This is a genomic window from Allomuricauda sp. d1 (assembly GCF_039592695.1).
In the GTDB taxonomy this organism is placed as follows: domain Bacteria; phylum Bacteroidota; class Bacteroidia; order Flavobacteriales; family Flavobacteriaceae; genus Flagellimonas_A.
Genome location: NZ_JBBUTK010000003.1, coordinates 208,652 through 224,033 on the forward strand (window position 1 = coordinate 208,652; position 15,382 = coordinate 224,033).

The window sequence follows — 15,382 nt, forward strand, 5'->3', positions numbered from 1 at the left end:
AATTTCAGACGATTTTGATTTTCACTTATGGAAAAATACATTCTGGCCTTAGACCAAGGCACTACAAGTTCTCGAGCTGTTATTGTTGACAAAAAAGGAGCTATTGTTTCGGTGGCCCAAAAAGAATTTACGCAGATTTTCCCAAAACCGGGATGGGTCGAGCATGACGCTACCGAGATTTGGTCTACACAGGCAGGCATGGCTGCTGAAGCAGTTTCAAAAAAAGGTTTGGATGCCTCCCAAATTGCCGCCATTGGCATTACCAACCAACGGGAAACCGCTGTGGTGTGGGACAAGACCACCAGCGAACCCATTTACAACGCCATAGTCTGGCAAGACAAAAGAACTTCTGACTATTGTGATGAACTCAAAAAAGCGGGCAAAGCCGATATGATTCGAGAAAAGACCGGCTTGGTCATCGATTCGTACTTTTCGGCCACCAAGGTCAAATGGATTCTGGACAATGTTGAAGGTGCTAGAGAAAAAGCTGAAGCAGGAAATCTCGCATGGGGCACCATCGATTCATGGCTGATCTGGAAGATGACCCAGGGCAAACTGCACATTACCGATGTGACCAATGCCTCACGCTCCCTGATTTTTAACATCAATACATTACAATGGGATGACGAACTTTTGCAGTTGTTCGACATTCCCAAGAGCATGATGCCCGAAGTAAAACAATCGAGCGAAGTGTACGGTAATACAAGTCCAAATTTCTTTGCCAGTAAAATTCCGATTGCGGGCATTGCAGGTGACCAACAAGCTGCACTTTTCGGCCAAATGTGCACCAAAAAGGGTATGGTCAAGAACACCTATGGCACTGGCTGTTTTATGCTGATGAACATTGGCGACAAGCCGATTCAGTCAAAAAACAATCTGTTGACCACCGTCGCCTGGAAAATCAACGGCAAGACCACCTATGCCTTTGAGGGCAGTATTTTTATAGCAGGGGCCGTGGTGCAGTGGCTTCGTGACAGCCTCAAAATCATCAAAAAATCTTCGGATGTGGAGTCTTTGGCAAGCTCAGTCGATGCTTCAGAGGGTGTCTATTTTGTTCCCGCATTCGCGGGATTGGGGGCACCACATTGGAACCAAAAAGCGATGGGCACCATTTTCGGATTGACCCGTGGCAGTACCGATGCGCACATTGCAAGAGCGGCACTCGAATCGATTGCCTACCAAACCATGGACATTGTGAAAGCGATGGAAGCAGATTCTGGAATCGATATTCAAGAGCTTCGTGTTGATGGTGGGGCAACCGTGAACAATATGTTGATGCAATTTCAAGCCGATGTTTTGAACACCACGACCATCCGCCCCGAAGTTGTGGAGACAACGGTCATGGGCGCAGCCTATCTGGCCGGTTTGGCGGTCGGTTATTGGGAAAGCCTGGAAGAAATACAAAAGATTTGGGAGGTTGATGTGAAATTCTCCCCCACTTCTGAAAGAGAACCCATCGAAAATGGAATCAAAGGCTGGTACAGGGCCATTGATGCATTGGAACACTGGTCAAAGGGATGAGTTCAGAGTTCAAAATTATCCACAATTAACCTTTAACCTTTAACCTTTAACCTTTAACCTTTAACCTTTAACCTTTAACCTTTAACCAAAATAAAAATGACGCCATTCGTAGCAGAAATCATCGGAACCTTTTTATTGATGCTTTTAGGATGCGGTGTGAACGCCAATGTCTCTTTAAATAAAACATACGGTCAGGGCAGCGGTTGGATTGTCATCACCACAGGATGGGCTTTGGCAGTGTATGTAGGCGTGGTCGTTGCTGGTCCACATAGCGGGGCACATATCAATCCCGCAGTGAGTATTGGTCTTGCTGCGGCAGGTAAATTTCCATGGGCCGATGTTCCCACGTATATCATTGCACAATTTATAGGGGCCATGCTTGCGGCATTTACCGTGTGGTTGGTCAATAAAAAACATTTTGATGCCACTGATGATGGTGATACCAAACGTGGGGTTTTCTGTACCGGACCAGCCATCGCAAATACAGGGTTGAATCTGTTCAGTGAGATGTTGGGCACGTTTGTCTTGGTGTTCACCGTACTTTATTTTACTGATGCGACCTTGAATGAAACCAATCCCGTGATTATTGGCCTGGGTTCTTTGGGAGCGCTGCCTGTAGCCCTATTGGTTTGGGGCATTGGGTTAAGCCTTGGCGGCACTACGGGCTATGCCATCAATCCGGCGCGTGACCTTGGCCCGAGAATCGTTCATGCCTTGGTGCCCATAAAAGATAAAGGCTCCAACGGATGGGGGTATTCATGGATTCCGGTAATCGGACCAATCATCGGAGGGTGTTTGGCGGCGGCATTGATGCTGATCTTGAGCTAATCTGCTATCGCCCGTGCAGCAAGGTAAGCGCTCGTCCATGCGTTTTGAAAGTTGAATCCGCCGGTGATGGCATCCACATTCATGACCTCTCCTGCAAAATAGAGGTTGGGCAGCAATTTGCTTTGGAACGTTTTGAAATCAATTTCCTTTAAATCTACACCCCCGGCTGTCACAAACTCTTCCTTAAAAGTACTTTTGCCAGTAACCTTAAAAGAGCATTTGGTCAATTGTTCTGCAAGAATGCCCAGTTTTTCTTTTGTAATATCCGCCCAGCGCAACTTTGTATCAATCCCGGATGCTTTGACAAATTTTTTCCATAATCTGGATGGGATATCGACAGGAGTGGTACCATAAATTGCCTTTTTCGACTCCACTTCTTTTACCTGCAGCAAATATTGTAAAAAGGAGCCTGTGCTGAACTCGGGCAACCAGTTCAGCTCTATCTTGAAATGGTATCGATACTCATTTAGCAGCCGCGCCCCCCAGGCAGAGAGCCTCAATATGGCTGGCCCACTGAGCCCCCAATGGGTAATGAGTACTGGCCCTTCGGAGGTCAACAGCGGTTTCTTCTCGACCTTGGTCTTGATTTGATCGCTGATATCAGAATCGTAGTGTGTTCGTTTCGGGATTTCAACATAAGCCTCTGCACTGATGCCCTGCAAGCCTTCCAACCGCTTATCGGCAATGTTGAATGTAAAGAGTGATGGCACGGGATCAACAATTTTATGGCCCAACTCTTTCAAAAGCTTCCAGATTTTAGGATTGCTTCCAGTTGCCACCAACAATTTTTTTGAGTGATAATGTTTGTTCATGGTGGTCACCCGCCACGATTTTTCTTTTTCCTTCCATTCAAAATTCTTGACGGAACTGTTTTTTAATACTTTGATTTTCAATCGTTTTACTTCCTCTAAAAAACAGTCAATGATGGTTTGCGAGGAATCTGTTTTTGGAAAAATGCGTCCATCTTGTTCCACCTTTAACGAAACCCCTCTATCCTCAAAAAAGGCAACGGTGTCAGTAACAGCATGTGAATGAAAGGGGCCAATGAGTTCTTTAGCCCCTCGGGGATAATTCTGCGACAAATCATGGGGAGAAAACTCGGCATGGGTCACATTGCAACGCCCACCACCAGAAACCTTGACCTTGCCCAATACGGTCTTGCCCCGTTCAAAAATCGCAATGGACAATTTTGGATTTCTTTCGGCGATACTGATAGCGGCATAAAAACCCGCTGCCCCGCCCCCTATGATGATGACATCAAACATTAAAGGGCCCTTTCAGGGTAGTTGATGAACATACCGTCAACCCCAAATTCTTTCATTTTTTGAATATCATCTGGTTCGTTCACGGTATAGGTATATACTTTGAAGCCTTCGGTTTTTATTTTTTCGACATTTTCTTTTGTCAGGGTTTTGTACCAAGGGTTTATGGCGACGGCCTTCAGTTCATTTGCCACAGGCACTGCCGTAGTTGGGTCTTCGTCTTCTGTTAAAACCGCAATGGCGACATCGGGATTGATTTTTCGTATTTCTCGAAGCTCATCCCAATTAAAACTTGATATCACAAAATTCTTCCAATCCCAACCTCGTTCACGAACGTAGTAACCCATAATGAAGTTGACACGTTCAGCGGTGTTCGCGCCTTTCAACTCAATGTTGAGGGGTACTTGATTGTCAATGAGATTCAACACATCTTGCAACATGGGTATTTTATGATTGCCGTCTAAAATGACCTGTTTGAGGTCGAAAATGTTGTACTCTTCAATACGACCACCAGCGTTGGAAAGCCGCTCAAGCCGTTCATCATGAAAAACCACAATCTCACCACTATCAATTTTGAACACATCTATTTCAATCATATCAACGCCCAAGTCCATCGCTTTTTGTACAGAAGCTAATGTATTTTCAGTCTCATGGCCCATAGCTCCCCTGTGCCCTATGACCAAAGGTTTTTTGCTCATCATATTGCAACCCATAAACAAGAGAACAATAAAACTAAGTGAAATCAAGCTTCTCATCAAATACATTTTAGAGTTGCTAAAATACGATATGATTACAAAGTTTTTCTAATGGATTATTCTCTTATGAGCACTTGTGGTTTTATCAAAAAATCATTTTAGATGCCTATTAATTATCAATTTGATAATTAATATTTGATATATTTAGCACTGTATTAACCAATTAAATAAACTTAAAATGTTTTCAAAATCAAACTTAATTGCTACACTAGTGACCGCAGTGGTCATGTTTTTTCTCGGCTTTGTTATCTGGGGTGTTGCCTTAGAAAGTTTTTTTAAATCCCACATGATTACCGATGTTTCTAAAGAACCCATGGAGTTTCCTTTAATCGCGGTTTCTCAACTAGTAGGGGCATTTATTTTGTGTTCAATCTATCGCAAATGGGCTAGAGGACATCATAGTGCTAGCGAAGGTTTTGAGTTCGGAATTGCTGTGGGTGCATTCACTGGTATTGCAATGGGGTTGATGTGGTATGCCACATCAACAATGATGGACTTCACCGGATTTATAGCTGAGGCCATTGTCGAAATCGTTTATTACGGTATCGTAGGCGCCGTCATAGCCTTAGTCTACAAAGCCACCAGTAAAAAAGCCACTACTTAAACAATTTAATTGCATTGGAGAGAAGCGGGCCAAAGCCCGCTTTTTTATTCTTCCAATTTTAGGATGAAAGACTCAAGAGGTGCAAGATTCAATTCAATATTGCCCTTTCCGTCCTTGACCTGTAACAAAGCCTCTTTCTTTCCGTACAGCATCTCTTTTAATTGTATGTCGCCATCGGATAGTTTCCATTTTGAAACCACTTCATCAGGAAGCTTTAAATCGATTTCATACCGTTTTTCAGCATCAAAATTTGAAATGATGATCAGTCGTTCCTTTTTTGACCATCGCACAAACGAGAATACCCGATGATCGTAACCTTCGGTATGTGCCTTGTTGTAGTAATGGATTTCTTGGTACTCTCCCATAAGCGCTTCACTGTTGATGGCAAAATTCAACAGCCGCTTGTAGAAATCCCTGAGTGATTTTTCATCATCGGTCAATTGTCCTCCATCGAATTTTTTGTTGTTCACCCAGCGTTGGTGGGCAGGCACCCCGATATAATCAAAAATGGAGGTACGGGAAGGCTTACCAAAACCGGCATCCTCAGAGCCGTCTTCGCCCACTTCTTGGCCAAAATAAATCATCGTTGGCGAGGTGCTCAAGGTGGCAGAAACCACCATGGCAGGTTTGCCCAGTTCGGCTTTACCCACAAATTCTGGGCTCGCAATGCGCTGTTCGTCGTGATTCTCCAAAAAATGCAGCATGTGGTGCTCAATATCCTGCAACCCGTTTTGTACGGTGTGAATGTGGTCTGTCCACCCATAGCCTTTCATGATGTGCTTTAGGCTGTCGTACAATTCGACTTTGTCGTAGAGATAATCCATTTTTCCTTTATGGATGTAGTCTCGATACAACTGCGGATTGTACACTTCTGCCAACAAAAATGCGTCGGGATTTTTCATTTTGATGGAGGAGTTCATAAAGCTCCAAAACGCTACGGGCACCATTTCGGCCATATCAAACCGGAAGCCATCTACCCCCATATCCAACCAATACAAAGCAATATCACGAAACTTGTACCACGAATCGGGCAGGTCTTTTTCTTTCCAAAACTCAAAATGGGCCTGATATTCTTTTTGGCCGTATCCTTCCGGTAATTCCTCAAAATCTTTGCTCCCATCGGGTCGAATGCCGTAGTTGACTTTTACGGTTTCGTACCAGTCGTTGAAATTGGGTTGGGCCAACCGTGAACCGTTACCCGTCCATTTTGCTGGAATTTCCGTGAATTTTGAATCGGCCAATCGGTGGGCATCCCCGCCAAGGGGCAAATACCAATCGGGCCATTCAGGCGTTCTGAACTCCATTTTCGGTATGTAGTAAAAATTGTTGTCGCGGGCATATTCGACCGTGGTAGTATCCTCAGCCCCAAAATCGACCACCCCATCTGGATTGGTCTCACCCTCATAGTTGCGCGCCACATGGTTGGGAACAATATCGATGAGCACTTTCATGCCATGCTCATGGGTTCGGTCTATCAACGCCTTGAACTCTTCCAATCGGTTTTCAACATTGACCGCCAAATCAGGATTCACATTATAATAATCCTTCACGGCATAGGGCGAACCTGCCCGGCCCTTGACCACATCAGGGTCATCGTTCGAGATGCCATATTTTGTGTAATCATTGATAACGGCATGGTGCGGCACCCCAGTGTACCAAATGTGGGTGACCCCCAAATTCTTGATTTCAGAAAGTGCTTTATCATCAAAATCGGCAAACTTCCCCACCCCATTTTCTTCTAGGGTGCCCCATGGTTTGTTGGTGGTGTTCGTATTGCCAAAAAGACGGGTAAAAACCTGATAAACAACTGCTTTTCTTTTTTTCATTTCAATTTTTTGCTCTGGCAAATTGGTTTTCCCTTCTTGACATGCAATAATTGCTAAAGTCAATGCCAAAAAACCAAGCGCCCACCTTTTCATGCTTCAACCGTTTTTCCTGGAAGCAAAACCACCCGCTCTCCGTTCACCCGAATTGACATTTCTTCATTGCCTGCAAGTTCGTAGTTAGAACCCTTTTTTGTCACCGTGACCTTGATGATTCGGTTTCTAAAATTGATTTTGAAGGAATAGGAATCCCATTCCTCTGGAATCTGTGGCGTAAAGTTCAATTTATCATCAATGACGCGCATGCCGCCAAAACCCTCCACAATGCTCATCCAAGTGCCCGCCATGGATGTGATGTGAAGCCCTTCTTCAACCTCTTTGTTGTAATCGTCCAAATCCAATCGAGAAGTTCTCAGGTAAAATTCGTAGGCTTGTTGCATACGGCCCAATTTGGCAGCCTGAATGCTGTGCACGCAAGGGGATAATGACGACTCATGAACCGTGAAGGGTTCGTAAAAATCAAAATGCCTTTTCAATTCCTCGGTTGAAAAATGGTCTTCAAAAAAGTAGAATCCCTGCAACACATCGGCCTGTTTGATATAAGGGGAACGCAAGATTCGGTCCCAACTCCATTTTTGGTTGATGGGGCGTTCGGTCTTTGGAAGTTTATCCACAGTAATCAATTCCTTATCCAAAAATCCATCCTGCTGTAAATAAACAGTGTGTTTTTCCGAATATGGAAAATAGAGGTTATCGGCCACTTCTTGCCATTGTTCGGTTTCTGAAGCGCTGAGTTTGGTGAGCCCGATAATGCGGTCATAGTCTTCTGGGTAGCCTTCTTTGACCTTTTCAAGCTCCTCCAACGTGTAATCAATACACCATTTTGCCAAGTAGTTAGTGTACCAATTGTTGTTCACGTTGTTTTCATATTCATTGGGCCCTGTAACCCCTAAAATGACATACTTCTCCTTGTTTTCTGAATAATTGGCCCTTTGGTGCCAAAACCGTGCAATACCGATAAGCACTTCCAAGCCCATTTCTGGTATGTAACTATAGTCGCCCGTAAAGCGGTAATAATTGAAAATGGCAAAGGCTATGGCGCCATTTCGGTGTATTTCCTCAAAAGTGATTTCCCACTCGTTGTGGCATTCCTCACCGTTCATGGTCACCATAGGGTAGAGTGCCGCCCCGTTTTTAAACCCAAGTTTTTGGGCATTTTCAATGGCCTTTTCCAGATGGTTGTAGCGGTACTTCAAGAGATTCCACGCCACGGTCTGGTCTTTGGTGGCCATGTAAAAGGGCAGGCAGTAGGCCTCGGTATCCCAGTAGGTGCTTCCACCGTATTTTTCGCCCGTGAAACCTTTTGGGCCAATATTCAGCCTTGAATCCTTGCCCAGATAGGTTTGGTTCAATTGAAATATATTAAATCTGATGCCCTGTTGTGCCTTTATATCACCATTTATGCTGATATCGCTCATCCACCAGATGTCTGCCCAGGCTTGTTTTTGCTTTTCAAGCAACCCTTCGAAGCCAATTTTGGTTGCTTCATCCAGAGCGTTATTGGCTGCCTTGACCAAATCAGTGGCCTTATGGTATCGCGAGGTGGTATACCCGCCAAACTTGACCAAGGCCATTTTTTCGCCCTTTTTTAAATCGTGTACGAATTCAAGGGAAGCCTTGGTTTCCGATTTCTCGGATTTTGATATGGTTATGGATGCTCCTTCAGAAGCTGCCTCTGCCTGCATAAACGTGCAGGTTGCAAAGTTCGTTTTCATCGTATGGGCCTCGATAAAGGCACGATTGTTTTCATAGGAAACATCCGTAGTGTTCCAAAATTTATCATCCCAATTGCTATCACGGTTCTTGATACCGCTATCCAAATAGGGAATCATCTTCACCTCAGCATCATCGTTCAAAACCACAACCTCGTACTTAATGGCACCAACCTCATCCAAATCAAGGCTTAAAAAACGAGTGACAGTGACGGCTACTTCAACTTCATTTGAAAGTATGGCCTGAAAACTACGCTTATACCATCCCTCTTTCATGTTGAGTTCACGGCGGAAGCTTATCACTTTTTTGCAAGTGTTTAGGTCTAGTGCCTCACTATTGACGAATACTTGGATTCCAATCCAGTTTGGAGCGTTCAACACTTTTGCGAAATATTCGGGATAGCCATTCTTCCACCAGCCCACTCGGGTCTTATCAGGATAATAGACCCCTGCGATATAGCTTCCTTGAAAAGTGCTGCCCGAATAATCTTCTTCAAAATTGGCACGTTGCCCCATGGCACCGTTGCCTAAACTGAAAAGACTTTCTGACGATTCTACACGGTCTTTATCGAATCCCTCCTCGATTATTGACCATGTATTTGCCTGTATGTAATCTTGATTCATTTGTTGGTAAAAGAAGTTTGGGCAAACTTAGTTATTTGTAGAGTCACGTTCAATCAAAGTGGGTTCAATAATTTGGGTGCGGTATTCGGCATTCTCATCGTCATTTTCAACCCTTTCAATCAACATCTCTGCAGCTATCTCACCCATTTTTTCACCGTGCTGCGCAACAGAAGTAACGCTTGGGTTGGCATGTTTGGCCAAAAGGCCGTCGGTAAAACCAATGACCGATACGTCTTCTGGAACACGAAGACCCCTTCGCTGCAATACCCTCATGCCATATATACCGAAGATTTCGTTGACACTAAGCACCGCATCTGGTTTGATTGTGTTCAAAAATGAGCCCATAAGCTCTTCCTCAATATCCATGAATGGTAATTTTAAGATATGTGTTTCATCGACGCTTAATCCATAATCTCGTAAGGCTTTTTCATAGCCCAAATTTCTGCTTCTGCTTACACTGAAAAAATCTTCTGTGGTCAACAGTGCAATCTTTCTTCTACCTTCATCCAACAATTTCTTGGTGGCATTGTATGCCCCCAAAATATCGTCTATGACCACTTTATCACAATTTATCTCATCAGTGACCCTATCAAACAATACCAAGGGAATACCTTGTTCGGTGACTTCCTTCAAATGGTTGAAATCTTTTTTCTTTTCGGTTCCTGCAGAGAGTGACATGATAAACCCGTCGATACTGCCATTGGCCAACATCTCCATATTGATGACCTCTTTGTCAAAAGACTCATCTGAAAGGCAGACAATGACATTATAGCCTTTTGCGTTGGCATACTTTTCAATACCCCGGACCACCGTTGTGAAGAAGTAGTGGACAATATCGGGTACTATAACACCTATATTTTTGGTGCGCTTGTTCTTTAAACTGATTGCAATATTGTTGGGTTTGTAGTTGTAGAGCTTGGCAAAGGCCTGTATTTTCTCTTTGGTATCCCTACTGATCTCTTCGCTGTTCTTCAGCGCTTTTGAAACAGTGGATATTGAAACATCCAATTCTCGGGCAATATCTTTTAAAGTGATTTTTTGTTTCAAGTTGACTTGCTTTTTTGAAAAATCTAAATATGAATTTAGCCAATTCATTATACAGAAAGATTTAACACTCCAAATTTTAACATAATTTGGATTCGTGTGTTATTCCTAAAAAGACTAAAACAATAAAAATGATATATTTGAAGGAAAATTTGTTAAAAACACTGAATTGTACTGTTCATTTTTAAGGAATGTATAAATTCAGTCTTTATATGTTGTCGAATTACCAAATTAACAAAGTTATTAACACGAAACCGTTTTCGCTTTCTTCCTGTTTGGACAATTCACGCTTATTAACATTTTTTTGCTTTATGTTTAACTCTTGATTTAAAATTAACTAAACTTAAAATTAATTACTTATGAAGATTACGCTACTTAAAGGTTTTTTACTGGCCGGGGCAATATTTTGCTTCGGACTGGTCAAAGCCCAGACGGTATCGGGTACTGTATCTGATGCCAACGGTCCTTTGCCGGGAGCAAGCGTTTTGGTGAAAGGAACAACTAACGGTACGCAAACTGATTTTGATGGCAACTACACCTTGAATGATGTGGGTGCAGATGCAACACTTGTATTCAGCTATATCGGATTTGCGAGCCAAGAGATTGCCGTTAACGGTCAGTCGACCATTAATGTGACGCTGCAAGAAGATGCCCAAGCATTGGATGAAGTCGTCATCATCGGTTATGGCCAAACAACGGTAGATGATGCGACAGGTGCCGTCGCGTCAGTGACCTCTGAAGACTTCAACGGTGGTGTTATTTCCTCACCTGAACAGCTTATTCAAGGTAAAACTGCTGGTGTCCAGATTACACAAAACAGTGGTGAACCAGGAGCGGGAATTGCTCTTAGGATTAGGGGGACAGGATCTGTGAGAGCCAATAACAGCCCATTATTTGTTATCGATGGAGTTCCAGTAACCAATGAAGAAGTTTCAGCCAGTGGTTCTGATGTGGGTGCAGGTGGAAGCGGCTCTCGAAACCCTCTGAATTTCTTGAATCCCAATGACATCGAAAGCATGAGTATCTTAAAGGACGCTTCAGCAACGGCTATTTATGGTTCTAGAGGCGCGAATGGGGTAGTTATCATAACCACAAAATCAGGTAAGGGAGCTGGGGCCCAAGGGCAATGGAGCTTCAATACGGCTCTGAATATCTCTGAAGTTCGTGAGACCTATGACCTATTGAATACGGAAGAATTTATAGAAGCGGGTGGGGCCAACTTGGGTGGAGCTACCGATTGGCAAGATTTTATCTTTAGAACAACAGCTTCTACAGATAACAACCTTGCTTATGCCATGAACTATGGGAAAGGTAATGTACGAGCAACTTTCGGTTATGCCAAACAATTTGGTATCATCGAGGATACCGATTTGGAACGTATTACGGGCCGTTTGAATGTAAATCACCGTTTTTTCGACGACAAACTGAAAGTGGGCTTGCAGGCAACTATTTCTAGAATTAATGATCAAGCACCATTTATAAGTAGGACATCAGGAAGTACTGGAGACCTATTGGCTGCTGCCTATTACTCGAACCCGACTTTAGCCGCTAATCCTGATCTGACTGCTGCACCTGACAGAAATCCAGCTAACCTTCTGGCATATTACAGTGATTTAACCAATACCAATAGATTTCTTGGTAATCTTTCATTGGAATATGATTTTACCGATGAACTTTCTGCAAAGTTGAACTTGGGGTACGATACCTCAGATTCTTCTAGAGGACAAGTAGTTGGCCCACAAATTCTAGCGTTAAACAATGGTTCTGAAAATAATGGTCGTGCAGCAATTAACGATCTGGATACAGAAAACCGTTTGGTAGAATTGACATTGAACTATAAAAAAGAATTTGAAAATTCAAATTTAGATGCCTTGATAGGCTATTCTTTTCAAGATTTTAACAGGAGTGGCCAGAATATTTTGGGGCAAGGGTTTGGCTCATCTGATTTAAGAGAAATTGCTCGAATCGCTAGGGGCGCATTTGATGCCACACAAAATCTGGCAAGTGGATATCAGGCTTATGGTATTGGCACATTTGAAGATCAGCCCGATGCTGGCGACCAATTCAGAATATTAAATTTATTTCCGGCTCCCAACATCACAACTGCAGCTTTGCCGGGAATTCCCGTTGATGCATTCACCGTCGATACTTTTGATAATACAGATGAATTACAATCCTTTTTTGGAAGGGTTAACTATACTCTAATGGACAAGTATCTATTTACTGCAACTATTAGGGCTGACGGATCATCACGTTTTGGTGGCAATAATCAATATGGATACTTTCCATCAGCGGCATTTGCTTGGAAACTTAACCAAGAGGACTTTATCAATGAAGATACGTTTTCTACACTTAAGTTACGTTTGAGCTGGGGTATCACGGGTAACCAAGATGGGATTGGCTATGGTAATTTTGTCAATCGTACCAGATGGGGAAGGCTGAATGCACCAACACTCAACATTTCGGCAAATTCACAGATTACTGCACCAGCTACCTTGGAAGTCGCATTCGCTAATCCTGATTTAAAATGGGAGGAAACAGCACAATATGCAGTGGGTCTTGATTTCGGGTTTATGAACAATCGTTTGACAGGTAATATTGATTTCTATCGCAAAGAAACCAGTGACATCTTGTTGAACCTTCCTGCTGTTCAGCCTGCGACAGCTCCTTTTGCTTTTCAAAACGTTGATGGAGTCATTGTCAACCAAGGGGTAGAATTCGGTTTAGATTATGATATTGCGAGTTCAGAAGATTTCTTTTGGAACGCCAATTTCAATATCGCTTATAACGACAACGAGCTGACCGATTACGAAGGTCCCGATTTACAAGCGGGCCAAGTATACGGTCAAGGCTTGAGTAATGCGTTTGTTCAGATTTTGACCAACGGAAGATCATTATTTACCTATAATTTACGGAACGTTGATGAAAATCTCAATGTGGATACCGACCCCAGTATACAAGATGAAAATGGTTTGCCTACAGTTACTGCTGGTTTCTCAACCAGCGTGACCTACAAAAACTGGGATGCTTCCATGTTCTTTTCTGGTCAATTCGGCTTCCATGTCTATAACAACACCGCCAATGCGCTTTTTGCACTACCACAAGTCGGTAGTAGAAACAATTTGCAGAGTGTTATTGCAAGCGGTGTTGGTCCATCCAGTCAAAACCCAAGTACTTTCTTCTTGGAAAAAGGTGATTTTGTTCGATTGCAAACGGCATCAATCGGCTATAATGTGCCCCTCAGTGGCGAAGGAGCATTGCAGAGCATGCGATTGAGTCTTACCGGTCAAAATCTATTTTTGATTACGGATTATAGTGGTCCCGATCCTGAAGTAAGTACCTCTGATATTCCTGGGTCCACAGGGGGAATTCCTTCAGCCTCCATAGATTATTTGGCTTATCCTAGACCCCGAACTTTTAGCTTAGGCGTAAATGTTACATTTTAAAAAAAAAATTATGAAAAAAAGAATCACAAATTATTTTAGTTTAGCGCTCCTTATCCCATTGGCATTCTCCTGTACGGATTTGGAGATTGAACCTACTGACTCGTTAATTACCGATGGATTTGCAGGAGTCGCTGATGTAGAAAGTGAGGTTGTAAACCTTAGAAACATAATTTCTGGTGGGGCACTCGCCAATCAAGAGAGTTTGTTTGCATTGAACGAGGTGACCACTGATGAATACGTGGTGCCTACGAGAGGTAGTGACTGGGGCGATAATGGTCGCTGGTTATCCATTCATAGACACACATGGAATGCTGAACTTTTCGATGTCATACAGCCTTGGCAACAACTAAATAGTGTCACTATCAATGCTACCAGGGTGATTAGTCCTAAAAGTGTCAGTACCGCAAGTGGTGATATCAATGCACAAAAAGCGCAAGCACGTTTTTATAGGGCATGGGCCATGCAGTGGATATTGGATATGTGGCGACAAGTCCCTTATAGAGACGTTGACCTTCCCAACAGTGCAATACCCGAAGTGTTGACGGGTCAAGTGGCCATTGACAGTATCGTTGCCGATTTAAATGTTGCTATTGCCAATCTACCTGAAGTTACAGCTGGCGATGCCATCAATCAAAAGAACGTACCTACAAAGGCAGCGGCCCATCTTTTGATGGCACGATTGCACCTTAACAAACATGTTTATCTTGGAACATCTCCCGATCCAGCCGATATGCAGGTTGTGATTAATTCTGTTGATGAGATAGCAGCCGATGGATATCAGTTAGCGGCCTCTGGTGATTTCTTTGACATATTCAGGCCCAGTAACGATGTGGAAACCATTTGGTGGACACCCTCCGACACAGGGCCAAGAACATGGCATACACTGCATTACAACCAAAACTTCCCTGGTTTCAATGATGGCGGTGGCTGGAATGGCTTTACGACACTTGCAGAATTTTACGATTTGTTCGAAGGGCCAGCTGACACAAACTATCCTGGTGATGGGCAAGAAGAGCGCAGAGGCGTAGTACATGATCCAAGTACTGCAGATGAAGATAATCTGGGCATCGGTCTGGGCTTCTTGATCAACCAGCAATATGAGCAAGATGGTACCCCATTGGATGCAAGAGAGAATGTTGGCGGAGTTCCACTAGTATTCACTAGAGAAACAGAACAAGCGGAATATACCGCGCCTGCCGACAATGCCGTTTTGGAAACCTCAGGTATTAGAATGTTCAAATATCATCCCAATGAAGAAGGCGGAGATCGCAGAAGGCACATTGTGAGATACCGATATGCTGATGCCTTTTTGATGAAGGCTGAAGCTATGTTCAGAATGGGCATGGACCCTACAGCTATGATCAATGAGCTAAGAACTACCAGAGGCGCTACAGCCTTAGGAACAGTCACCGAAGCTGATTTATTGGCAGAAAGAGGTAGAGAATTGTATCAAGAACAAGTAAGAAGACAAGATTTGATACGGTTTGGGCAATACTTGAGAGCGTGGAACCTTAAAGAGGCTGGTGATGAAACTAGGTTGATATTCCCAATACCTATAGCGGATGTTCTTGCAAATCCGAACTTGCAGCAAAATCCTGGTTACAACTAGAATTTAAATTCAAATACATAAAAAAGGCTGCCGAATGGCAGCCTTTTTGTTTTATACCTTTTTTCTAAAAGAATCACTCGCAGACACTCAAAAC

At 43.3% G+C, this 15,382-nt stretch carries 10 protein-coding genes; 5 read left to right on the top strand and 5 right to left on the bottom strand.

From position 1 onward, the window contains the following. Positions 1 to 27: 27 nt before the first annotated feature. Complete coding sequence (gene glpK / locus AAAH86_RS12770) at positions 28 to 1,521, top strand: glycerol kinase GlpK (RefSeq protein ID WP_343488034.1); 1,494 nt, start codon at positions 28 to 30, stop codon at positions 1,519 to 1,521. A 96-nt stretch (positions 1,522 to 1,617) separates the two neighbouring features. Then, on the top strand, positions 1,618 to 2,349 hold the full coding sequence (locus AAAH86_RS12775; protein ID WP_343488035.1) for an MIP/aquaporin family protein: 732 nt from the start codon (positions 1,618 to 1,620) through the stop codon (positions 2,347 to 2,349). On the opposite strand, the gene AAAH86_RS12780 is transcribed toward AAAH86_RS12775, so the two are convergent. Together AAAH86_RS12780 and AAAH86_RS12785 are read right to left on the bottom strand one after the other, a co-directional pair. Further along, positions 2,346 to 3,614 (bottom strand): NAD(P)/FAD-dependent oxidoreductase, encoded by a 1,269-nt coding sequence (locus tag AAAH86_RS12780; RefSeq protein ID WP_343488036.1) that lies wholly within the window; start codon positions 3,612 to 3,614, stop codon positions 2,346 to 2,348. The two genes, AAAH86_RS12775 and AAAH86_RS12780, sit on opposite strands and share 4 nt — an antisense overlap. Next, entirely contained in the window at positions 3,614 to 4,366 is a 753-nt protein-coding gene (locus tag AAAH86_RS12785; RefSeq protein ID WP_343488037.1) for a glycerophosphodiester phosphodiesterase family protein, read from the bottom strand. The genes AAAH86_RS12780 and AAAH86_RS12785 overlap by 1 nt, the downstream gene beginning before the upstream one ends. A gap of 178 nt (positions 4,367 to 4,544) precedes the next feature. Between AAAH86_RS12785 and AAAH86_RS12790 the strand changes: the two genes are divergently transcribed. Further along, positions 4,545 to 4,970 (top strand): hypothetical protein, encoded by a 426-nt coding sequence (locus AAAH86_RS12790; RefSeq protein ID WP_343488038.1) that lies wholly within the window; start codon positions 4,545 to 4,547, stop codon positions 4,968 to 4,970. A 44-nt stretch (positions 4,971 to 5,014) separates the two neighbouring features. Here the strand turns inward: AAAH86_RS12790 and AAAH86_RS12795 are convergent, their stop codons facing one another. The 3 genes from AAAH86_RS12795 to AAAH86_RS12805 form a co-directional block, all read right to left on the bottom strand. After that, on the bottom strand, positions 5,015 to 6,796 hold the full coding sequence (locus AAAH86_RS12795; protein ID WP_343488039.1) for an alpha-amylase family protein: 1,782 nt from the start codon (positions 6,794 to 6,796) through the stop codon (positions 5,015 to 5,017). Positions 6,797 to 6,885: 89 nt separating this feature from the next. After that, positions 6,886 to 9,189, bottom strand: coding sequence for a glycoside hydrolase family 65 protein (locus tag AAAH86_RS12800; RefSeq protein ID WP_343488040.1), 2,304 nt, complete (start codon positions 9,187 to 9,189; stop codon positions 6,886 to 6,888). A 27-nt stretch (positions 9,190 to 9,216) separates the two neighbouring features. Next, complete coding sequence (locus AAAH86_RS12805) at positions 9,217 to 10,236, bottom strand: LacI family DNA-binding transcriptional regulator (RefSeq protein WP_343488041.1); 1,020 nt, start codon at positions 10,234 to 10,236, stop codon at positions 9,217 to 9,219. A 356-nt stretch (positions 10,237 to 10,592) separates the two neighbouring features. Between AAAH86_RS12805 and AAAH86_RS12810 the strand changes: the two genes are divergently transcribed. Then, positions 10,593 to 13,679 (top strand): TonB-dependent receptor, encoded by a 3,087-nt coding sequence (locus AAAH86_RS12810; protein WP_343488042.1) that lies wholly within the window; start codon positions 10,593 to 10,595, stop codon positions 13,677 to 13,679. Positions 13,680 to 13,689: 10 nt separating this feature from the next. After that, entirely contained in the window at positions 13,690 to 15,288 is a 1,599-nt protein-coding gene (locus AAAH86_RS12815; RefSeq protein ID WP_343488043.1) for a RagB/SusD family nutrient uptake outer membrane protein, read from the top strand. Positions 15,289 to 15,382: the final 94 nt, after the last annotated feature.